Genomic DNA, 20,393 nt, shown 5'->3' on the forward strand with positions numbered 1-20,393 from the left:
GTAACCCCTCCGCCTAGGGCTTGTAAAGCGGGGGTCGTCGGTTCGAATCCGACAGGGGGCTCCACACCACCTCAGGGTCTAAGCTGGATCCATCCGAATAATCAGCCTGCTGACTAAAGGAGGATGGGTGCCATGCCCAAGACCGGCAAGAATGACCATGCCCGCAAGGACGAACTGCCGTCCACATTGCAGCGTTCCGGGCAAAAAGCCCAGGACACGTTCGCGAAGACCTATGACTCTGCACTTGAGTCCTATGACAACGACGAAGAGCGTGCTGCCCGGGCAGCCTACGCCTCACTGAAGCACAGCTATGAGAAGGTGGGCGACCATTGGGAGCCCAAGGAAAAGCGCGGCCCGTCCGACAAGCGCGCGGAGCAGGGCGTCCGGTCGTCGGAGCCCACTGCCGGCGGCGTCGACGCCAATGCGTCCAAGGAGCACCTCTACAAGCTGGCCAGGGAAATGGACGTCAAGGGCCGGTCGAAGATGGACAAGGACCAACTGGTCCACGCCCTCCAGAAAGCCAACGACGCCGCCACCCGCAAAGCCCGCAGCAAATAGCCTGGGCTCTTGCCGTCCCGCCGTCCCAAGGTGTCGAATCAGAGGACACGTCCGGTCCGGCCGGCAACGATGCCAGGAGGTTCCAATGTCGGTGAAGAGCACCAAGGAGTCGGCGCGGGGTGCAGGCGGCAGGAACGGGCCTGACGCGAAGCGGGCAGACCAGGCAGCCGGGATCGCGGCGGAGGACCCGGCCCGGCTCCGGAACGTGGCCTTGGTGGGGCACTCCGGCGCCGGGAAGACCTTGCTGATCGAGGCCCTGCTCGCAGCCAACGGGGTGATTACCCGCAAGGGGTCCATCGCTGACGGCTCCACGGTCAGCGACTCGGATCCGGCCGCGGTGCACCAGCAGCGCTCGGTCACGTTGTCCCTGGTCCCGTTGCTTGTTGGCGACGTCAAAGTGAACCTCCTGGACACCCCCGGCTATCCCGATTTCATCGGCGAACTCCGGGCCGGACTGAGGGCCTCGGACGCCGCCCTGTTCGTGGTCTCCGCCGTGGACGGCATCGATGCCACCACCACCGCGCTGTGGGGCGAGTGCGCGCACATGGGGCTGCCACGCGCCGTCGTCATCACCCGGGTGGACCATCCGCGGGCGGATTACGACGGCGCCCTGGCCGCCTGCCAGAAAGCGTTCGGCGACGGCGTCCTCCCGCTGTACGTCCCGGTGGCCGCCGAAGGCGGGGCCGCCGGCCTGCTGGGCCTGCTGTCCCAGGAGGTGACCGACTACTCCTCCGGCGAACCCTCACCGGATGTCCGTCCGGCCGCGCCGGAGGAACTCGCCGCCGCCGGGACCGCCAGGGGCGCCCTGATCGAGGGCATCATCGCCGAGAGCGAAGACGAAACACTGATGGACCGCTACCTGGAAGGGGAGGACATCGATACCGCGGTGCTGGCGGACGACCTGGAAACCGCCGTCGCCCGGGGCTCGTTCTTTCCCGTCCTGCCAACGTCCGCCGTCACCGGACTCGGAACCGCGGAGCTGCTGGACGTCCTGGTGCGCGCCTTCCCGGCACCATTGGAAGGCAACCTGCCGGACACGACCGACCTCGCGGGGGAACCGGGCGGCAGGCTGTCCTGCGATCCCGACGGCCCGCTCGCCGCCGAAGTGGTGCGCACCTCCAACGATCCTTTCCTCGGCCGCATCTGCCTGGTGCGGGTCTTCTCCGGGACGCTGCGGGAAGACACTCCTGTCCACGTGGGCGGACACGGCCTGGCCGACCGCGGGCACCAGGACCACGACACCGATGAACGGGTCACCCACATCTACTCCCCTCTGGGTGCCAGCCTGCGGCCTGTTCCCTTCTCCGTGGCAGGGGACATGTGCGCCCTGGCGAAGCTGGGCAGCGCTGAAACCGGGGACACCATTTCCGCCCGGGAAAGCCCGCTGCTGCTGGCCACCTGGGAGATGCCCGAGCCGCTGCTGCCGGTCGCCGTGGAAGCGGATTCCCGCAGCGACGAGGACGCGCTGGCCCGCAGCCTGGGCCGGATCGCCGCCGGTGATCCCACCCTGCGGGTGGACCGGAACGCGGAGACCCACCAGCTGGTGCTGTGGTGCATGGGGGAAGCGCACGCCGAGGTGGTCCTGGACCGGCTGCGCGAGCAGGGCGTGAAACTGCACACTGTCGATGTGGTGACACCGCTGCGGGAAACCTTCGCAGCCCCCGCCTCCGGCCACGGACGCCACGTCAAGCAGTCCGGCGGCCACGGCCAGTACGCCGTGTGCGATATCGAGGTGGAACCGCTGGAGCGCGGAGGCGGGTTCGAGTTCGTGGACAAGACGGTGGGCGGCGTCATCCCGGGCACGTTCATTCCGTCCATCGAAAAGGGTGTCCGGACGCAGATGGAGCGGGGGGTGTCTGCAGGGTTTCCCGTCGTGGACCTGCGCGTGACCCTGACCGGCGGCAAGGCCCACAGCGTGGATTCCTCCGATGCGGCGTTCCAGGCCGCAGGGGCCCTGGCGCTGCGCGAAGCCGCGGCCGCCGGGAAGATCCAGCTGCTGGAACCGGTGTCCTCCGTGGCCATCACCGTCGCCGACGAACACGTGGGCACGGTGATGAGCGATTTATCCGGGCGGCGGGGGCGTCTCACGGGCACCACCTCATCAGGCGAAGGACTGACGGAGATCGGCGCGGAGGTCCCCGACCAGGAACTCCTGCGCTACGCAGTGGAACTGCGCGCCCTGACGGCAGGCACCGGCCGGTTCCGGCGGCAGTACCTGCGCCACGACCCCGTCCCGCCAAATTTCAGCCCGTCCTGATCCGGCCGGGAACAGCCGGAAGGACGGCAGCCGGTGAACGCCGCAGCACGAAAGATCCAGAACGTCTACCTGACGCTGACGTTGGGAAACACCCTTGCGGCGTCCTTCATCTGGGGAATCAACACCCTCTTCCTGCTCGACGCCGGGCTCACCAACCTCGAAGCCTTCGCCGCGAATGCCTTCTTCACCGCAGGGATGGTCCTCTTCGAGGTGCCCACCGGGGTGGTGGCGGACAGCTGGGGACGCCGCGCATCCTTCCTGCTGGGCACTGTGACCCTGGCCGCTTCCACCTACCTGTACTACCTGCTGTGGCAGCTGCATGCCCCGTTCTGGTGGTGGGCGGCCGTATCAGCGCTGCTTGGCCTTGGCTTCACCTTCTTCTCCGGAGCCGTGGAAGCCTGGCTGGTGGATGCTCTCCACTTCTCCGGCTACGAGGGCGGCCTTGAAGCCGTCCTGGGGCGGGGCCAGATGGTGTCCGGCATCGCCATGCTGGCCGGATCGGTGGCAGGCGGTGTCATTGCCCAGGCCACGAACCTTGGGGTGCCGTTCCTGCTGCGGGTGGCAGTGCTGGTGGCGATGTTCGCGGTTGCGTTCCTCCTCATGCACGACGTCGGCTTCACCCCTGAGCGGTCGGCCCACCCGGTGCAGGCCACACGGGCAGTCCTGCGCGCCTCGTTGGAGGGCGGACTGAAGAATCCTCCGGTGCGGTTCATGATGCTGGCGGCCCCGTTTACCGAGGGCGTGGGGTTCTACGTCTTCTACGCCCTCCAGCCGTACCTGTTGCAGCTCTTCGGCGACCCCAAGGCCTATGCCATCGCGGGACTGGCAGCTGCGATCGTTGCCGGTGCGGACATCGTTGGCGGGTGGCTGGCGCCGCTGGTCCGAAAGCTGGTCGGCCGCCGCACCACGGTTTTGATCGGCTCCACGATTGCCAGCTCAGTGGTCCTGGTGGTGCTCCTGGCCACCCACTCCTTCTGGCTGGCCCTGGTCCTGTTGTCGCTGTGGGCCGTGGTTGCCTCAGCCGGCACCCCTGTCCGGCAGGCGTACCTGAACGACATGATTGCCTCGAAGCAGCGGGCCACGGTCCTGAGCTTCGCCTCGCTCATGGGTTCCAGCGGGGGAGTGGTGGTGCAGCCGGTACTGGGCAGGACCGCGGACCTTTACGGCTACCCGGCCTCACTGGCCCTGGGCGGCGCGGTGCAGCTGCTGGCGGCACCCTTCATTGTGCTGAGCCGGCGCCGGCGCTCGCCGGCGGACGTTGCCACCGGCCTGGCTGCCCCCTAAGGAGCTAACTGAACGTTTGCTCCCGGCGCCGGATGCGGGAAGGCCCCCGTTGGCCCGGGACTTTGTCCGGGGCAACGGGGGCCGGCGGGTACGCGGGACCCGATCTATTTGACGCCTGCCTCCACCGTTTCGCTGGCGGCCGGCGCCGGCTTCTCCTGGGCCGGCGGAGGGCTCGTCTTGAGCTTGAAGCGCTTGCCGATCTCGCCTCCGCCGCCGCTGCGGTTCTTGTTGAAGATGTCGAAGCCGACGGCGACCAGGAGCACCAGGCCCTTGATGAGCTGCTGGTAGTCGGTGCCCAGGCCCAGGATGGACATGCCGTTGTTCAGTACGCCCATGATGAGGCCACCGATCATGGCTCCGGCCACTGTTCCGATGCCGCCGGTGACGGCGGCGCCGCCAATGAATGCAGCGGCGATGGAATCGAGCTCGAAGCCGGTTCCGCCGGCGGGCTGGGCGGAGTTGAGCCGGGCGGTGAACACCAGGCCGGCCAGGGCAGCAAGGACGCCCATGTTCACGAAGAGCCGGAACGTGACGGCCTTGGTTTTGATGCCTGACAGTTCAGCGGCGTGGAGGTTGCCGCCGATGGCGTACGTGTGGCGGCCGAAGACGCTGTTGTTCATGAGGGCGGTGTACGCGATCACCAGTGCGGCCAGGACCACCAGGACGATCGGGGTGCCCCGGTAGGAGGCCAGCAGGAACGTGATGATGAGCATCAGCAGCGCGGTGAAGGCGGTCTTGATGACAAACCAGACCAGGGGTTCGCTTTCGAGATCGAACTTCCGGCGGATCCTGCGCTCCTTGAAGGCCTGGATCAGCAGGGCCGCCGTGGCGCCGACGCCCAGGATCACGGTGAGCCATTCCAGCACGGAGGTGCCGCCGGAAATGTCCGGAAGGAAGCCGCCGCCCAGGGCCCGCAGTTCGGCGGGGAACGGGGTGATCTGCTGGTTCTTGAGGGTGATGAGCGTCAGCCCGCGGAAGATCAGCATGCCCGCCAGCGTGACGATGAAGGCGGGAATCCCGACGTAGGCGATCCAGTAGCCCTGCCAGGCACCCACCAGGGCGCCGACCAGCAGGCAGGCGGGGATGGCCGCCCACCACGGCCAGCCCCAATGCACGATCATGACGCCGGCGACCGCACCGATGAACCCGGCCACCGAGCCGACGGAAAGGTCGATGTGCCCGGCGATGATCACCATCACCATGCCGATGGCCAGGATGAGGATGTAGCTGTTCTGGACCACCAGGTTGGTGACGTTTTGCGGTTCCAGCAGGATTCCGCCGGTCAGGCCCTGGAACAGCAGGACGATCAGGATCAGGGCAACGAAGATGCCAACCTGGCGGAGGCGGCTGGTGAGGAATCCAAGCGATTCTCGTAGGGCGGACATGTCGCTATTCCTTCTCTTTGGTCATGTAGTGCATCAGGGTTTCCTGGGTGGCGTCGGCGATGGGCACTTCTCCGGTGATGTGGCCGGCGGCGAGGGTGTAGATGCGGTCGCAGATTCCCAGGAGTTCCGGGAGTTCCGAGGAAATGACAATGACGGCTTTTCCTTCGGCCGCGAGTTTGGCGATGATCGTGTAGATCTCATACTTGGCGCCGACGTCGATGCCGCGGGTGGGTTCATCGAGGATGAGTACGTCGGGGTCGGAGAACATCCATTTGCTGAGCACCACCTTCTGCTGGTTGCCACCGGACAGCTTCCCGGTAACGGCGGCCACGGACGGGGCCTTGATGTTCATGCTCCTGCGGTAGCCGTTGGCCACCACCGTCTCCTGGTTCTTGTCCACGAAGCCGCGTTTTGCGAGCTTGCGCAGTGCCGCCAGGGAGATGTTCCGCTTGATGTCCTCGATGAGGTTCAGGCCGTAGTGCTTGCGGTCTTCCGTGGCGTAGGCGATGCCGTGCCTGATGGCGTCGGACACGGTGGCGGTGTTGATTTCTTCGCCGTATTTGTAGACCTTGCCGGAGGTGGCGGTGCCGTAGGTCCGGCCGAAGACGCTCATGGCGAGCTCGGTGCGCCCGGCGCCCATGAGGCCGGCCAGCCCTACCACCTCACCTTTCCTGACGTGCAGGTTGGCGTTGTTGACCACCATGCGGCTGTGGTCCTGGGGGTGGCGCACGGACCAGTCCTCGATCCGCAGGACTTCTTCGCCGATGTTCGGTTCGCGGTCCGGATACAGGCTTTCCAGGTCGCGGCCCACCATGCCGCGGATGATCCGTTCCTGGGTGATCTGGCCTTCGTCGAGCCGCAGGGTCTCGATGGTCTTGCCGTCCCGGATGATGGTGACGGCGTCCGCCACCCTTCGGATCTCATTGAGTTTGTGGCTGATGATGATGCTGGTGACGCCCTGTCCCTTCAGGTGGAGGATCAGGTCCAGCAGGTGGCCCGAGTCCTCGTCATTGAGGGCGGCCGTGGGTTCGTCCAGGATCAGCAGCTTCACTTCCTTGGACAGGGCCTTGGCGATTTCCACCAGCTGCTGCTTGCCCACGCTGATGTGCTGCACCGGTGTGACCGGGTTTTCGTCGAGGCCCACGCGGGCCAGCAGCTTGGCGGCCTCCAGGTTGGTCTTGCGCCAGTCCACCCATCCGTTGGTGGCCTGTTCGTTGCCGAGGTAGATGTTCTCGGCAATGGAAAGGTACGGGCTCAGGGCCAGTTCCTGGTGGATGATGACAATTCCGCGCTTCTCGCTGTCCGAGATGCTGGAGAAGTTGCAGGGTTCGTTCTCGAAGAGGATCTCCCCGTCGAAGGAGTTGTGTGCATAGACGCCGGACAACACTTTCATGAGCGTTGATTTGCCGGCTCCGTTTTCGCCGCAGATGGCGTGGACTTCGCCACGGTTGACATCCAGGGTGACGTCCTGGAGGGCCTTCACGCCCGGGAACGTCTTGGTGATTCCTCGCATCTGAAGAATGGGTGTGTTCATCGGTCAATTCCCACTGACTGGTCGGAGCTGGGCCGTCCTGCTGCTGCAGGAGGCGGCGGGCGGGGCTGTGGCCGGATGGAGGTCCGGTCACAGCCCCCGGACGCTGACTACTTGACGTCGGAGTCCTTGTAGTAACCCGAGTCGATCAGTTCCTTCTGGTAGTTGTCCTTGGTGATGATCACGGACTTCAGCAGGAAGGCCGGGACAACCTTGACCTTGTTGTTGTAGGTCTTGGTGTCGTTGGTCTCCGGTTCCTGTCCCTTGAGGACGGCATCGACCATCTTGACGGCCTGCGCGCCGAGCTGGCGGGTGTCCTTGAAGATGGTGGAGTACTGCTCGCCGGCAATGATGGACTTGACGGAGCCCTTTTCGGCGTCCTGGCCGGTAACAACCGGGAGGCTGCCCTTGGCGTAGCCACCGGTGCTGGTGAGGGCCGAGATGATGCCGATGGACAGGCCGTCATACGGGGACAGGACGCCGTTCAGCTTGGTGCCGGAGCTGTAGGCGGAGGTGATGATGTCCTCCATGCGCTTCTGGGCCACGGGTGCCTGCCAGCGAAGAACGGCGGCCTGTTCGAACTTGGTCTGGCCGCTGGGGACCTTCAGGGTGCCTGCGTCCATGTACGGCTTGAGGGTGTCCATGGCGCCGGTCCAGAAGAAGTTGGCGTTGTTGTCGTCGGGGCTGCCGGCGAAGAGTTCGATGTTGAACGGGCCCTTGCCGTCCACCTTCTTGCCGCTGGCATCGACGAGGCCCAGGCCGGTCAACAGCGAGGTGGCCTGCTGGACACCCACCGTGTAGTTGTCGAACGTGGTGTAGTAGTCCACGTTGGGCGTGCCGTTGATCAGGCGGTCGTAGGCGATGACCTTGACGTTCTGCTCCTTGGCCTTGGCCAGGACGTCGGTCAGGGTGGTGCCGTCAATGGCGGCGATAATCAGGGCCTTGGCGCCCTTGGTCAGCATGTTCTCGATCTGCGACACCTGCGTGGGGATGTCGTCGTTGGCGAACTGGAGGTCCGTCTTGTAGCCGAGGTCCTTCAGGGACTTCTCCACGTTGGCGCCATCGGCGATCCAGCGTTCGGACGTCTGCGTGGGCATCGAGATCCCAACCAGCGAATCGCTGGGCTTCGCGGCACTCCCGGACTCGGTTGCGGCCCCACCCCGGGTGCCGCAGCCGGTGGCGCCCACCGTCAGGGCGAGGACAAGGGCCACCGCGCCCATGAGTTTTTTGATTCTCACCATTTTCTCCTTCCGCGGCAGCACTGCCACGAAGTGTTGGTGGACCAGGCAGCACCAGTGCTTCCCGGTCCTGGCCACATTGTTGATGTGTCGGTTCAATATAGACTGATTTGTGAACGCTAACAAGAGTGTCCAGCTGGAAATTCGAAAACTTTCCAGCCTCATTGACTTCCAGTTTGTTAGCGTTCACACTAACTGCAGCACGTAGCTCGACCCTGACCCCTACAAAACCGGTAATGAGGCCCATGCCTCCCGGACGGAGGCAAACCCCCATGCCAGATGCGCTGACCACTTCCAGCTCCGATTCCCGCCATGACCACTGCGTCATCGGCGTGGATTACGGGACCCTTTCAGGCCGCGCCGTGGTGGTGCGCGTCCGCGACGGCAAGGAACTGGGCAGCGCCGTCCATGAGTATGCCCACGCGGTGGTCACCGATTCCCTGCCACGGGATACAGCGGGCGACGACGGTGCCCGGCTTCCGGGGGAATGGGCACTACAGGTGCCCAACGACTACCGCGAGGTCCTGCGGACCGCTGTCCCCGCTGCCGTGGCGGACGCGGGGATCGACCCGGCCGCCGTCGTCGGGATTGCCACCGACTTCACGGCCTGCACCATGGTGCCGGTCATTGCCGACGGCACACCCTTGAACGAACTGCCCGCCTTCGCCAACCGCCCGCACGCCTACGTCAAGCTCTGGCGCCACCACGCGGCGCAGGGCCAGGCCGACCGGATCAACCGGCTCGCCGCCGAACGTGGCGAAGACTGGCTTCCCCGCTACGGGGGGTTGATCTCCTCCGAATGGGAGTTCGCGAAAGGGCTGCAGCTGCTGGAAGAGGACCCGGAGGCGTACGCCGCGATGGACCATTGGGTGGAGGCGGCGGACTGGATCGTCTGGCAGCTCTGCGGCCGGTATGTCCGCAACGCCTGCACTGCCGGTTATAAGGGCATCTACCAGGATGGCCGGTATCCGTCCGAAGAGTTCCTGGCCGCCCTCAACCCGGACTTCAAGGACTTTGTCAGCTCCAAGCTGGAGCACACCATCGGCCGGCTGGGCGATGCCGCCGGCACCCTGACGGCGGAGGCTGCCGCCTGGACCGGGCTGCCGGAGGGCATCGCGGTGGCAGTGGGGAACGTTGACGCGCACGTCACGGCCCCGGCAGCGAAGGCCGTGGAACCCGGGCAACTGGTGGCGATCATGGGCACGTCCACCTGCCACGTCATGAACGGCACCGAACTGCGGGAGGTTCCGGGCATGTGTGGCGCCGTGGACGGTGGAATTGTCCCGGGCCTGTGGGGCTACGAGGCAGGACAGTCAGGGGTGGGGGACATCTTTGGCTGGTTCACCAGGCACGGCGTCCCGCCCGAATACCACCAGGCCGCCAAGGAGGCCGGCCTGGGAATCCACGAGTACCTCACCGAACTGGCGTCCCGGCAGGCCATTGGGGAGCACGGCTTGATCGCGCTCGATTGGCATTCAGGAAACCGTTCGGTCCTGGTGGACCACGAACTTTCCGGCACGGTGGTGGGCCAAACCCTGGCAACCAGGCCCGAGGACACCTACCGCGCCCTCCTGGAAGCCACAGCCTTTGGAACCCGCACCATCGTGGACGCCTTCCGCGACGCCGGAGTCCCGGTCAAGGAATTCATCGTTGCCGGCGGCCTGCTGAAGAACCGGCTCCTGATGCAGATCTACGCCGATGCCACCGGCCTCCAGCTGTCCACCATCGGCTCGGAACAGGGGCCGGCCCTGGGCTCTGCCATCCACGCCGCCGTCGCAGCGGGCGAGTACCCGAACATCCGCGAAGCCGCCGCGGCCATGGGCGCCGAGCCCGGGGAGGTCTACACCCCCATTCCGAAAAATGCAGCCGCCTACGACGAACTGTTCCAGGAATACCGGACCCTGCATGACTACTTCGGCCGCGGCGGGAACGATGTCATGCACCGGCTCAAGGCCATCCAGCGCAGGGCCGCCCACGCGGCCCGGCCTGGCGCAGGCTCCGTCGCCGAATCAACCGTGCGGGTGTCCGCATGACCGCCGGGACAGGCGCCGGAACCGGCCTCCTGGAAGCCATCGCCAGGATCCGGGCGGAGGTGTGCGCCCTGCACGCCGAGCTGACCCGGTATGGCCTGGTGGTGTGGACGGCGGGCAACGTCTCGGCGAGGGTTCCCGGCACCGACCTCATGGTGATCAAGCCGTCCGGTGTCTCGTACCAGGAGCTGACCCCGGAGCAAATGATCGTGACCGACCTGTACGGCACCCCGGTCAGGGGCACCAACGTTGGCGGCAACGGCACGGTGGACTGGGGCAATCCCGCGCTGTCGCCGTCGTCGGACACCGCCGCGCACGCCTACGTGTACCGGCACATGCCGGAGGTGGGCGGGGTGGTGCATACGCATTCCACCTACGCCACCGCCTGGGCCGCCCGGGGCGAGGCCATCCCGTGCGTGCTCACCATGATGGGGGACGAGTTCGGCGGCTCCATCCCGGTGGGCCCGTTCGCCCTGATCGGCGACGACTCGATAGGCCACGGAATTGTGGAGACGCTGAAGAATTCCACGTCCCCGGCGGTCCTGATGCAGAACCACGGCCCGTTCACCATCGGCAAGGATGCCCGCTCCGCCGTCAAGGCCGCCGTCATGTGCGAGGAAGTGGCGCGCACCGTGCACATTTCCCGGCAGTTGGGCGAGCCGCTGCCCATCGAGCAGGCCCACATCGACTCCCTTTACGCCCGCTACCAGAACGTCTACGGCCAATAACAAGCACCGGCCATAAACCGGCCAGAAAATCTTTCCAGGAGAATCCATGAGCACCGCTGCAACCACTTCCCTCGACGGCTACGAAGTCTGGTTCCTGACCGGCAGCCAGCACCTTTACGGCGAGGAGGTCCTCAAGCAGGTGGCGGCCCAGTCGCAGGAGATCGCCAACCAGCTCAATGCCTCCTCCGCGGTGCCCGTGCGCATCGTCTGGAAGCCGGTCCTGACCGACTCCGATGCCATCCGCCGCACCGCGCTGGAGGCCAACGCGGACGACTCCGTCATCGGCGTCACGGCCTGGATGCATACCTTCAGCCCGGCCAAGATGTGGATCTCCGGCCTGGACCTGCTGCGCAAGCCCCTGCTGCACCTGCACACCCAGGCCAACCGCGACCTGCCGTGGGCGGACATCGACTTCGATTTCATGAACCTGAACCAGGCGGCGCACGGCGACCGCGAGTTCGGCTACATCCAGTCCCGCCTGGGCATTGCCCGGAAGACCGTCGTCGGGCATGTCTCCAATCCGGACGTGGCACGCCAGGTGGGATCGTGGCAGCGCGCCGCCGCGGGCTGGGCAGCCGTCCGCACGCTGAAACTCACCCGCTTTGGCGACAACATGCGCAACGTGGCCGTCACCGAAGGCGACAAGACCGAGGCCGAGCTGCGGTTCGGCGTCGCGGTGAACACCTGGTCCGTCAACGAACTCGCCGACGCCGTGCACGGTGCTGCAGAGTCCGACGTCGACGGCCTGGTGGCCGAGTATGAGGACCTTTACGACGTGGTGCCGGAGCTCCGCGCAGGCGCGGCCAGGCACGAATCGCTGCGGTACGGCGCCCGGATCGAACTGGGCCTGCAGTCCTTCCTGGAAGGCAACGGCTCCGCCGCGTTCACCACGTCCTTTGAGGATCTTGGTGCGCTCCGCCAGCTGCCCGGTCTGGCGGTGCAGCGGCTCATGGCTGCCGGTTACGGGTTCGGCGCGGAGGGCGACTGGAAGACCGCCATCCTGGTCCGGGCCGCCAAGGTGATGGGCGCCGGGCTGCCCGGCGGTGCCTCCCTCATGGAGGACTACACCTACCACCTGGAACCCGGCTCCGAGAAGATCCTGGGCGCCCACATGCTGGAGGTCTGCCCTTCCCTGACGGCGCAGAAGCCGCGGCTGGAAATCCACCCGCTGGGCATCGGCGGCAAGGAAGACCCGGTCCGCCTGGTGTTCGACGCCGACGCGTCCCCGGGCGTCGTCGTCGCCCTCTCCGACATGCGGGACCGCTTCCGCCTGGTGGCCAACGCCGTCGACGTCGTCCCGCTCGACCAGCCGCTGCCCAACCTCCCCGTGGCCCGCGCACTCTGGGAGCCCCGGCCGGACTTCGCCACCTCCGCGGCCGCCTGGCTCACCGCCGGGGCAGCCCACCACACCGTGCTCTCCACCCAGGTGGGCATGGACGTCTTCGAGGACTTCGCCGAGATCGCCAAAACGGAACTGCTCACCATCGACCAGGACACCACCATCCGCCAGTTCAAGAAGGACCTGAACTGGAACGCCGCCTACTACAAACTGGCCGGCGGGATCTGATCCCGTGGCAAGGGTCCCGGCGGCGGCACGGGACGGGAACCCCGTGATGGACAGCGTCCCGCGGCGGCTGCCCACGCTCGAGGATGTCGCGGAACGTGCCGGGGTATCGCACCAGACCGTCTCACGGGTGGTCAACAACCACCCCAACGTGAGTCCCGGCACCCGCGAAAAGGTGGAAGCGGCGATTGCCGAACTCGGCTACCGCCGCAACTCTGCCGCCCGGAGCCTGGTGACCCGGCGTTCGCAGATCATCGGCGTCCTGGGCAGCGAGCTTTCGCAGTATGGCCCGGCCAACACCTTGCTCGGTGTGGAACGGGCTGCGCGGGACGCGGGCTACTTCGTCAGCGTCGCGGCGCTGCGCGAGGTCACCCGGGACGCGATCCTGGACGCCGTCCGGCACTTCCTGGACCAATCGGTGGACGGAATCGTGGTCATCGTTCCGCATCTGGAGACGCTGGCCGCCTTGGCGGAACTGCCCATCGGAGTGCCGGTGGTGGCCGTGGGACCGGACGGGAATGAGAGCGTGGGCGGGGTCAAGGTGGACCAGCGGCGCGGCGCCGAACTGGCGGTGGAACACCTCATCAGCCAGGGGCATGTCCGGATTGGACACGTTGCCGGGCCGCAGGACTGGATCGACGCCGTAGCCCGCGCCGAGGGCTGGCGGGCAGCCCTCCATTCCGCCGGGCTCGCGGCAGACCTGATCACCGAGGGGGACTGGAGCGCCGGCAGCGGATACGAAATTGGCCGGCGGCTGGCTGCGGGCCGCCGTGCCACGGCCCTTTTCGTCGGCAACGACCAGATGGCCCTGGGGGTCCTGCGTGCCCTGAACGAGGCAGGCATCAGGGTGCCGCAGGACCTTTCGGTGGTGGGCTTCGACGACCAGCCGGAGGCCGGCTACTTCAGTCCGCCCCTGACGGTGGTCCGTCAGGACTTTGAAGAGCTGGGCCGGCGGTGCATGGAGATGATGCTCACGGCGTTCCGCGGCGGGGACGGCCGGCGGACCCTGGTGGTGGAGCCCGAACTCATAGTGCGGAGCAGTACGGCACCGCATGCCCCGTAGCGTGGCCGCCGCCGAATTAATCGGCGGGAGACCGGCGCGAAACGTGGCCACAACAATGGCTGCGTACTTTTCAGGCATGACCACTTCCTTGCTCATCCGGCTCCGCGACTGGCTGCTGGACTCCCTCACGTTCGACTCCGAGGCGGATGCCGCCGGCGCCATGGCCGATGCCACCAGGTGGGGCTGGTTGCCTGCCTTGAGCGGGGTGTCCATCGGGGCGGCCCACGCCAGGTCCGAGCACGCGGGAACGGTGCCCGAAACCGGTGGAATGTCTGGTTGAACACACTATTGCGCCGGTAGCGGGATCATGCCCTAAACTGCTTCACTGAGGTGCCTGAAATGGCGCTGCGCAGCAACGAAAGTGAACATGCTATGGCTACCGATTACGATGCTCCACGCAAGCAGGAAGAAGAGTCGCCGGCCGACTCCCTCGAGGCCCTCCAGGCATCACGGAGCGGCAACGCGCAGACCGCGGTTATCGACGTCGACGAGAACGACACCGCTGAAGGAATCGACCTGCCCGGCGCCGACCTGTCCAATGAGGAACTGACGGTCATCGTGGTTCCCGAGCAGTCTGATGAGTTCACCTGCTCGTCGTGCTTCCTGGTCCGCCACCGGTCGCAGGTTGCCCGCGAAAAGGACGGCCTGAAGTACTGCCGCGAGTGCGAAGGCTAGAGTCTTCCTGTTTTTCCCGGCGCCGGCCACCTCACTGAGGCGGCCGGCGCCGCTGCGTTTCCGGACGCCGTCGTTATCAAAATGGACCTCGTTTCAGCCAGCCAACACTCCTACGCTGGAAGCATCCAATAGCCCCCATCTTGGATGGCACCACAATGAAAAAATTCTCCATCTGGCTCGCGGCCATCCTGCTGGCTGCGGGACTGGGAATCGTCGCCGGGGGATCCGCCTCCGCGGCGCCATACTGCGGACTCACGTGGGGTTCGCTGCAGAAATCCGACGGCGACATGGGCCGCGTTCCCGTGACGAACGTCCGGACCGGGCAACACTACTGCTTTGACCGGCTGGTGGTTGACCTGGGCGGCGCCCCGGCCCCCGGCTACACCGTGCGCTACGTCCCGCAAATTATCCAGGACGGTTCAGGCGCAATCGTGCCCACCCGGGGCGGCGCCCGGTTGCAGGTGGTCGTCAAGGCACCCGCCTACGACGACAACGGCCAGGCAACCTACGTCCCCGCCGACAAGGCCGAGCTCTCCAACGTCTCTGGATACCAGACCTTCCGCCAAGTGGTCTGGGCCGGAAGCTTCGAGGGCCAGAGCACCATCGGCCTGGGCGTCCGTGCCCGCCTTCCGTTCCGGGTTTTCGCCCTGGACGGTCCGGGCGCCGGCTCCCGGCTGGTCATCGACGTGGCGCACTACTGGTGAGCCACCCGTCGTCGTCAACACAAAAGGTGCCGTGCCCCTGGTGGGGCACGGCACCTCTTTGGGCTGGAGCCTATTCGGGAACGACCAGCGCCGGGGTGTCCTGCTTGAGGGTTTTGCCGCGGAAGAAGCCCGGGTGGGTGCGGGACATGACCAGCATGACGACGGCGCCCAGGGCCAGGATGCCGACGCCCAGGATGAATACCAGGCCGATGCCAAACACCTCTGAACCGCTGCCAAACTCAGGTGCCAGGCTGTCGATGGCGGTCTGGACGAAGACTACGAACAGCCCCACACCGCCCACCACCGGGCACACCAGGCGGAACACGAAATGCCGCACGCTGTTGAACAGGCTGTGGCGGAAGTACCACGTGCAGGCCAGTGCGGTGAGGCCGTAGTAGAAGCAGATCATCAGGCCCAGGGCCAGGATGGTGTCGTTCAGGACGTTCTCGCTGACCACATGCATGACTGCATAGAACCCCGCGGACATGACGCCGGCGGCGATGGTGGCAAAGCCCGGGGTGGCGAACTTCCTGCTGATGCGGCTGAAGGGCTCGGGCAGCGCGCCGTAGTGGGCCATGGCCAGCAGGCTGCGCGAGGGCGACATGAAGGTTGACTGCAGTGATGCGGCGGAGCTGGAAAGCACGGCGAGGGACATCAGGATGGCGAACGGGCCCATGATCGGGGAGGCCAGCGCCGTGAAGATGTTCTCGTGGTTCTCGGCGTTGTTCAGGCCGTTCCCGGTATCGCCGACGCCGGCGAACATCATGGTGGCGATGCTGACCAGCAGGTAGATGGCCAGGACGATGACGGCGGTCAGGGTGCCGGCCACGCCGGCGGTCTTCTTGCCGTTGGCTGTTTCCTCGTTGACCGTCAGGCAGACGTCCCAGCCCCAGTACACGAAGATCGAGAGTGAGATGCCGGCGGCGATCTGCCCGAACGTCTCGATCTTGGTCACGTCGAACCAGTCCCAGCTGAACGGAATCGCTGTTTCCGAGGTGGACCAGTTGGCAAAGGCCATGGCCACGAACAGGCCCAGCACCAGCAGCTGGAAGCCCACCAGGCTGTACTGCACCAGCTTGGTGGTGTGCAGCCCGCGGTAGCTGACCCAGACGGCCAACGCCACGAAAACAAAGCAGGTGATGACGTTCAGCGCCTTGTTGTCCGCGAGGTCCGCCAGGTCGGGGGAGCCGGTGAGCTGGGAGAGGAAGAGGTAGAAGAAGTCGACGGCGACGCCGGCCAGGTTGGACAGCACAATGATATTGGCGGCCAGCAGTCCCCAGCCGCCCATCCAGCCGATCCAGGGTCCGAAGGCCTTGGTCACCCAGGTGAAGGTGGTCCCGCTGTCCGGAGAGTCGGCGTTGAGCTCCCGGTAGGCAAGGGAGACCAGGATCATGGGGATGAACCCGATGAGGAAGATGACGGGCAGCTGGAGGCCGGCTTCATTGACGGTGGGTCCCAGTGCGCTGGTGAGGGTGTAGGCGGGGGCAATGGTTGAAATACCCAAAACGACGACGGCCAGGAGCCCGAGCTGACCGCCCTTGAGTCCCTTGGCGCTTACGCCGTCCGCGGCGGGAGCGTGCGCGTGCGGGCCGGGTTTGGCGGTACTGGTGCGGATTGTCTCTGTCATGGCACCACTTTCTGGAAGGCTGTGAGACGGAGGTCACTATATGAATGGCGTTCATTTAGTATGGGGGCGGCGGGCGTGTGATGCAAGACGCAATATGAATCACATTCGTTTATGACCGGTTTTCGAAATTAGTAAGCTCGCTGAGAAATTGCCTTTTGCCCTGCCGCTGCGCTGATCGCGGCTGGTAGCCTCAGCCGTACTGGACCAATTGAGGAGGATGCATGAAAGCTTCACCGACACTGACCAACAACCTGCAGGCCGTCCTGGCGGACCTGATCGAGCTCCACATCCAAGGCAAGCAGGCGCACTGGAACATCGTGGGCACCAACTTCCGGGACCTCCACCTGCAGCTTGACGAGATCGTGGACGCTGCCCGCCAGTTCGCCGACGATACCGCCGAGCGCATGCGCGCCCTGCACGCGCTTCCCGATGGCCGCAGCGCCACCGTTGCCGAAACCACCAGCCTGGCCCAGTTCCCGGACGGCCTGATCAGCACCAAGGACGCGATCGAGCGGATCGTCGCCGCCATGGAGGCCGCCGTGGGCACCATGCGCAAGGTCCATGATGAGGTGGACGAGGAAGACCCGACGTCGGCGGATCTTCTGCACGAGTTCATCGCCCGGCTGGAGCAGTTCGCCTGGATGGTGCAGGCGGAAAACATGAAGCCCACCGCCAAGGTCACCGCGGCCGATTCCAAGTAGCGCACAGTCCACCGAGTGGTGTCCGGCGGCGGGGGATCCCCGGCGCCGGGCGCTTCTTGTTGTCCAGGCGGTACTGCGGATGTTCCGCTAAGCCGCTTTGGGCACTTTCCGCAGGACGACGGCGGCGAGCACCGCCGCCGTCGCCATGAGGACCAGCCCGATTGCCGCCGTGACGTGCACGCCGGAATCGAAGGCGGCCGCAGCGGCGTCCCTGAGGGCGCCGGCGAGCGGTGGCGGCAGCAGGTTGGCTGCGTCCACCGCACCGGCCAGTGTTTCGCCGGCGTTGTGCAGGGAACTGCCGGGCAGCATTCCCTCCAGCCCCACCGGCAGCCGCAGGTGTTGCTGGTAGGACGCCGTCAGGATGGAGCCCAGCACCGCAGTCCCCAGCAGAGAGCCCACCTCGTAGCCCGTCTCGGAAATCGCCGCCGCCGCGCCTGATTTCGCCGGCGGGGCCGAACCGAGGATGAGGTCGTTCGAGATGGTTTCCGCCGTGCCCACGCCCAGCGCCAGGACCAGCAATGCGGCCAGCAGCATGGCGGGTCCGCCGCCGTGGCTTCCGAAGGCCACCATGCTGTAGCCAATGGCGCTGAAGGACAGTCCCGCGGCCACCACGAACCCCGGGCGGACCTTGCGGACCAGCGGCACCACCACCAGGCCTGCCACCACCGTGGCTGCCAGTGCAGGGAGCATCGCGACGCCCGCGGCGGACGGGCTCATGCCTCCGATGAGCTGCAGATGCTGCGCGAGGAAGAGGATGAAGCCGTTGAAGGAGAACAGGGCCAGGATATTGGCGCTGATGGCCATGCTGAACACCTTGTTCCGGAACAGGGACATGTCCAGCAGCGGGTGCTGCAGCCGGTGCTGGCGCCGCACGAACACAACGCCCATGGCCACGCCGAAGGCAATGGTGCCCAGTCCGGCAATGTCCGGTCCCTCCGTGGCCACCGCTTTGATGCCGTAGACCACGGGCACCATGACCAGCATGGAGAGCACGATGCTGGCCACGTCCACCCTGCCCGGCGCGGGATCCCTGGACTCGGGGATGAGGGCGGGACCCAGCGCCAGCAGGGGGAGCATGAGCGGCACGGCCACCAGGAAGACGGCGCCCCACCAGAAGTGCTCCACCAGCCATCCGCCCAGTATCGGGCCCAGGGCGGCCCCGCCGGAAAAGCCGGCGGCCCAGATGGCCACGGCCAGCCGCCGGCGGTTGGGCTCCGGGAAGATGTTGCGGATCAGCGACAACGTGGACGGCATCAGCATCGCGCCGAAGAACCCCAGCGCGGCCCGTCCGGCGATCAGCCACTCAGGTGTCGGCGCAAAGGCCGTGGCGGCGGACAGTACGGCAAAGCCCGTGCTGCCGATAACCAGCAGGCGCCGGCGCCCAATCCGGTCGCCGAGGCTGCCCATCGAGACCAGCAGGCCGGCCAGGACCAGCGGGTAGGCATCAATGATCCACAGCAGTTGCAGGCCGCCCGGTTCCAGTGCCCTGGCGATGGCGGGGAGCGCGAAGGTCAGTGCCGTGTTGTCCACCGCCACCAGCAGGACGGGAAACATCAGCAGTCCCAGCGCAAGCCAATCGCGCCAAGGGCGGCGTATGGCGGTGCCGTTGCCGTGGACTGCTGCGGGGCTGAAAGAGGTCGTCACGCTATAACTGTACCGTCTGGACGGTATAGTTTGTAAACGGGACATTCCTTCTTCCCTGCCGGTGGAAGGCATGATGGGAGGCATGCCCCGAAAGCCTGTAGCCCGTGACGCGGTCCTTGACGCCTTCGAGTCCCTGCTGATCGACGTGGGGGAGCGCGCGGCGACCCTCGACGCCGTAGCCCGGAAAGCCGGGGTGTCCAAAGGTGGCCTCCTGTATCACTTTCCCAACAAGGAAGCATTGATTGCCGTGCTGCTGGACCGGTTGGAGGGCCTGGCCACGGCGGACGCCGACGCGATGGCTTCGGCTGATGAAGGGGCTGCAGCCTACTTCATCCGTTCCTCGGTGTGGGCAGACACGCCACTGGACCGTGCCATCGTGGCCGCCACCCGCCTGGCGGAGGTGGCCCATGAAGAGACGAGGCGCCGGTTTGCCGCCATCCAGCAGCGGTGGCTGGATGAGATTGCGGCCGATGTTGGACCCGGCCTGGCCAAGGCTGTCCTGTACATGGGGGACGGCCTGTACTTCAATGCCATGCTGTCCGTGGGGCCAGCCCCGGAGGGGCGCGCAGGTGCCGATGTGGAGGAGCTCCTGGCCGCCCTGGAGCGGCTCCGCAGGTAGCCCCGGCCATTTGCCGGGAGGGGTTGGGGCGTAGGACAATGGAGAGTTGTGAGGGCTGTCATCGGCCGTCATGACCGCAACAAATGAATAGCCTTTGATCTGCGGCGGGAGAGTCCTGCCGGAAGTACAGGCAGGCGCCGTAGGAGCAAATCCTCCCCGGGAATCTCACAGGCCCCTGTACCGCCGCGGCGAGGCACCTCTGGAAAGCAGCAGCCAGTTTCCGTTCCCCCGTGGAGGAGCGGCGGGACTGGTGTACTCACCGACGGTGCAAGCGGGTCCTGCCCAGGCAGGCAACGCGGAAACTCTCAGGTCCAATACAGAGCGGGGAGGGACCCGGATAGCTGTGGCGTACCCTGCGCCGCCTGAACAAAATGGAGTTCCTTCGTGTCGGTTACCCCAGCCCCCACCAACTTCGTCGACCGCCACATTGGTGCCCGCCGCCAGGATGACGTCGACACCATGCTCAAGGCCGTCGGCTACGGCACGGTTGACGCCCTGGTCGACACCGCCGTCCCCAAGGTCATCCGCCAGGAAACCGCCCTCCGCCTGCAGGATGCACTCAGCGAAGTTGAGGTGCTTGCGGAACTGCGCCGGCTCGCCGCCAAGAACAAGACCGCCGTCCAGATGATCGGTCAGGGCTACTACGACACCATCACCCCTGCCGTGATACGCCGGAACATCCTTGAGGCCCCGGCCTGGTACACCGCCTACACCCCGTACCAGCCTGAGATTTCCCAGGGCCGGCTCGAGGCGTTGCTGAACTTCCAGACCATGGTCCAGGACCT

General features: G+C 66.1%; 17 protein-coding genes, 1 pseudogene and 1 riboswitch. Of the genes and pseudogenes, 13 read left to right on the forward strand and 5 right to left on the reverse strand.

Annotated elements, in window-relative coordinates:
- Nucleotides 1-132 precede the first annotated feature (132 nt).
- From ACFVTD_RS20730 to ACFVTD_RS20740, 3 genes are all read left to right on the forward strand, one after another.
- Nucleotides 133-558, forward strand: a complete 426-nt coding sequence (locus ACFVTD_RS20730) for a ChaB family protein (protein WP_387566968.1) — start codon at nucleotides 133-135, stop codon at nucleotides 556-558.
- 85 nt (nucleotides 559-643) lie between these two features.
- Nucleotides 644-2,815, forward strand: coding sequence for an elongation factor G-like protein EF-G2 (locus ACFVTD_RS20735; protein WP_387566971.1), 2,172 nt, complete (start codon nucleotides 644-646; stop codon nucleotides 2,813-2,815).
- Between the two features lie 33 nt (nucleotides 2,816-2,848).
- Nucleotides 2,849-4,099: an MFS transporter gene (locus ACFVTD_RS20740; protein WP_387566974.1), complete on the forward strand. Its 1,251-nt coding sequence runs from the start codon at nucleotides 2,849-2,851 to the stop codon at nucleotides 4,097-4,099.
- A 104-nt stretch (nucleotides 4,100-4,203) separates the two neighbouring features.
- Here ACFVTD_RS20740 and mmsB read toward each other — a convergent pair whose 3' ends face one another.
- From mmsB to chvE, 3 genes are all read right to left on the reverse strand, one after another.
- Nucleotides 4,204-5,484 carry a multiple monosaccharide ABC transporter permease gene (mmsB, locus tag ACFVTD_RS20745; protein WP_387566977.1) on the reverse strand — a complete coding sequence of 427 codons (1,281 nt, stop codon included), beginning with the start codon at nucleotides 5,482-5,484 and terminating at the stop codon, nucleotides 4,204-4,206.
- A gap of 4 nt (nucleotides 5,485-5,488) precedes the next feature.
- Nucleotides 5,489-7,018: a multiple monosaccharide ABC transporter ATP-binding protein gene (gene mmsA, locus ACFVTD_RS20750; protein WP_387566980.1), complete on the reverse strand. Its 1,530-nt coding sequence runs from the start codon at nucleotides 7,016-7,018 to the stop codon at nucleotides 5,489-5,491.
- A 107-nt stretch (nucleotides 7,019-7,125) separates the two neighbouring features.
- Nucleotides 7,126-8,256 carry a multiple monosaccharide ABC transporter substrate-binding protein gene (gene chvE, locus ACFVTD_RS20755; protein WP_387566983.1) on the reverse strand — a complete coding sequence of 377 codons (1,131 nt, stop codon included), beginning with the start codon at nucleotides 8,254-8,256 and terminating at the stop codon, nucleotides 7,126-7,128.
- Between the two features lie 269 nt (nucleotides 8,257-8,525).
- On the opposite strand from chvE, the gene araB reads away from it, so the two are divergent.
- The 7 genes from araB (at nucleotide 8,526) to ACFVTD_RS20790 (ending at nucleotide 15,017) form a co-directional block, all read left to right on the forward strand.
- Nucleotides 8,526-10,286, forward strand: coding sequence for a ribulokinase (gene araB, locus ACFVTD_RS20760; RefSeq protein ID WP_387566986.1), 1,761 nt, complete (start codon nucleotides 8,526-8,528; stop codon nucleotides 10,284-10,286).
- Nucleotides 10,283-11,011 carry an L-ribulose-5-phosphate 4-epimerase gene (locus ACFVTD_RS20765; RefSeq protein ID WP_387566989.1) on the forward strand — a complete coding sequence of 243 codons (729 nt, stop codon included), beginning with the start codon at nucleotides 10,283-10,285 and terminating at the stop codon, nucleotides 11,009-11,011. The genes araB and ACFVTD_RS20765 overlap by 4 nt, the downstream gene beginning before the upstream one ends.
- Before the next feature lie 46 nt (nucleotides 11,012-11,057).
- Entirely contained in the window at nucleotides 11,058-12,578 is a 1,521-nt protein-coding gene (gene araA, locus ACFVTD_RS20770) for an L-arabinose isomerase (protein ID WP_387566992.1), read from the forward strand.
- A gap of 46 nt (nucleotides 12,579-12,624) precedes the next feature.
- Entirely contained in the window at nucleotides 12,625-13,638 is a 1,014-nt protein-coding gene (locus ACFVTD_RS20775; protein ID WP_387567020.1) for a LacI family DNA-binding transcriptional regulator, read from the forward strand.
- Between the two features lie 76 nt (nucleotides 13,639-13,714).
- Nucleotides 13,715-13,918 (forward strand): hypothetical protein, encoded by a 204-nt coding sequence (locus ACFVTD_RS20780; RefSeq protein WP_387566995.1) that lies wholly within the window; start codon nucleotides 13,715-13,717, stop codon nucleotides 13,916-13,918.
- Between the two features lie 92 nt (nucleotides 13,919-14,010).
- Nucleotides 14,011-14,313 carry a DUF4193 domain-containing protein gene (locus ACFVTD_RS20785; RefSeq protein ID WP_387566998.1) on the forward strand — a complete coding sequence of 101 codons (303 nt, stop codon included), beginning with the start codon at nucleotides 14,011-14,013 and terminating at the stop codon, nucleotides 14,311-14,313.
- Between the two features lie 155 nt (nucleotides 14,314-14,468).
- Nucleotides 14,469-15,017 (forward strand): hypothetical protein, encoded by a 549-nt coding sequence (locus tag ACFVTD_RS20790; RefSeq protein ID WP_387567001.1) that lies wholly within the window; start codon nucleotides 14,469-14,471, stop codon nucleotides 15,015-15,017.
- Between the two features lie 70 nt (nucleotides 15,018-15,087).
- Here ACFVTD_RS20790 and ACFVTD_RS20795 read toward each other — a convergent pair whose 3' ends face one another.
- Entirely contained in the window at nucleotides 15,088-16,644 is a 1,557-nt protein-coding gene (locus ACFVTD_RS20795) for an APC family permease (protein ID WP_387567005.1), read from the reverse strand.
- Nucleotides 16,645-16,865: 221 nt separating this feature from the next.
- Here ACFVTD_RS20795 and ACFVTD_RS20800 point away from each other — a divergent pair, with 221 nt between their 5' ends.
- Nucleotides 16,866-17,345 (forward strand): Dps family protein, encoded by a 480-nt coding sequence (locus tag ACFVTD_RS20800; RefSeq protein ID WP_387567008.1) that lies wholly within the window; start codon nucleotides 16,866-16,868, stop codon nucleotides 17,343-17,345.
- An 87-nt stretch (nucleotides 17,346-17,432) separates the two neighbouring features.
- Here ACFVTD_RS20800 and ACFVTD_RS20805 read toward each other — a convergent pair whose 3' ends face one another.
- Nucleotides 17,433-18,989: an MFS transporter gene (locus tag ACFVTD_RS20805; RefSeq protein WP_387567011.1), complete on the reverse strand. Its 1,557-nt coding sequence runs from the start codon at nucleotides 18,987-18,989 to the stop codon at nucleotides 17,433-17,435.
- 82 nt (nucleotides 18,990-19,071) lie between these two features.
- Between ACFVTD_RS20805 and ACFVTD_RS20810 the strand changes: the two genes are divergently transcribed.
- Together ACFVTD_RS20810 and ACFVTD_RS20815 are read left to right on the forward strand one after the other, a co-directional pair.
- Nucleotides 19,072-19,608, forward strand: coding sequence for a TetR/AcrR family transcriptional regulator (locus ACFVTD_RS20810; RefSeq protein ID WP_387567014.1), 537 nt, complete (start codon nucleotides 19,072-19,074; stop codon nucleotides 19,606-19,608).
- 95 nt (nucleotides 19,609-19,703) lie between these two features.
- Nucleotides 19,704-19,801: riboswitch (glycine riboswitch) on the forward strand.
- A 191-nt stretch (nucleotides 19,802-19,992) separates the two neighbouring features.
- A pseudogene (locus ACFVTD_RS20815) lies at nucleotides 19,993-20,393 on the forward strand (glycine dehydrogenase (aminomethyl-transferring)); the annotation flags it as partial.

The sequence above is a fragment of the Pseudarthrobacter sp. NPDC058119 genome (assembly GCF_042884655.1).
Classification (GTDB): Bacteria; Actinomycetota; Actinomycetes; order Actinomycetales; family Micrococcaceae; genus Arthrobacter.

Excerpts from the sequence above, each read along its gene's own strand:
- ACFVTD_RS20775 (WP_387567020.1), top strand. The coding sequence starts at position 12,625 with ATGGACAGCGTCCCGCGGCGGCTGCCCACGCTCGAGGATGTCGCGGAA.
- chvE (WP_387566983.1), bottom strand. The coding sequence starts at position 8,256 with ATGGTGAGAATCAAAAAACTCATGGGCGCGGTGGCCCTTGTCCTCGCC.
- ACFVTD_RS20800 (WP_387567008.1), top strand. The coding sequence starts at position 16,866 with ATGAAAGCTTCACCGACACTGACCAACAACCTGCAGGCCGTCCTGGCG.
- araA (WP_387566992.1), top strand. The coding sequence starts at position 11,058 with ATGAGCACCGCTGCAACCACTTCCCTCGACGGCTACGAAGTCTGGTTC.
- ACFVTD_RS20785 (WP_387566998.1), top strand. The coding sequence starts at position 14,011 with ATGGCTACCGATTACGATGCTCCACGCAAGCAGGAAGAAGAGTCGCCG.
- mmsB (WP_387566977.1), bottom strand. The coding sequence starts at position 5,484 with ATGTCCGCCCTACGAGAATCGCTTGGATTCCTCACCAGCCGCCTCCGC.
- ACFVTD_RS20790 (WP_387567001.1), top strand. The coding sequence starts at position 14,469 with ATGAAAAAATTCTCCATCTGGCTCGCGGCCATCCTGCTGGCTGCGGGA.
- ACFVTD_RS20735 (WP_387566971.1), top strand. The coding sequence starts at position 644 with ATGTCGGTGAAGAGCACCAAGGAGTCGGCGCGGGGTGCAGGCGGCAGG.
- ACFVTD_RS20780 (WP_387566995.1), top strand. The coding sequence starts at position 13,715 with ATGACCACTTCCTTGCTCATCCGGCTCCGCGACTGGCTGCTGGACTCC.
- araB (WP_387566986.1), top strand. The coding sequence starts at position 8,526 with ATGCCAGATGCGCTGACCACTTCCAGCTCCGATTCCCGCCATGACCAC.
- ACFVTD_RS20810 (WP_387567014.1), top strand. The coding sequence starts at position 19,072 with ATGCCCCGAAAGCCTGTAGCCCGTGACGCGGTCCTTGACGCCTTCGAG.
- ACFVTD_RS20765 (WP_387566989.1), top strand. The coding sequence starts at position 10,283 with ATGACCGCCGGGACAGGCGCCGGAACCGGCCTCCTGGAAGCCATCGCC.
- mmsA (WP_387566980.1), bottom strand. The coding sequence starts at position 7,018 with ATGAACACACCCATTCTTCAGATGCGAGGAATCACCAAGACGTTCCCG.
- ACFVTD_RS20795 (WP_387567005.1), bottom strand. The coding sequence starts at position 16,644 with ATGACAGAGACAATCCGCACCAGTACCGCCAAACCCGGCCCGCACGCG.
- ACFVTD_RS20730 (WP_387566968.1), top strand. The coding sequence starts at position 133 with ATGCCCAAGACCGGCAAGAATGACCATGCCCGCAAGGACGAACTGCCG.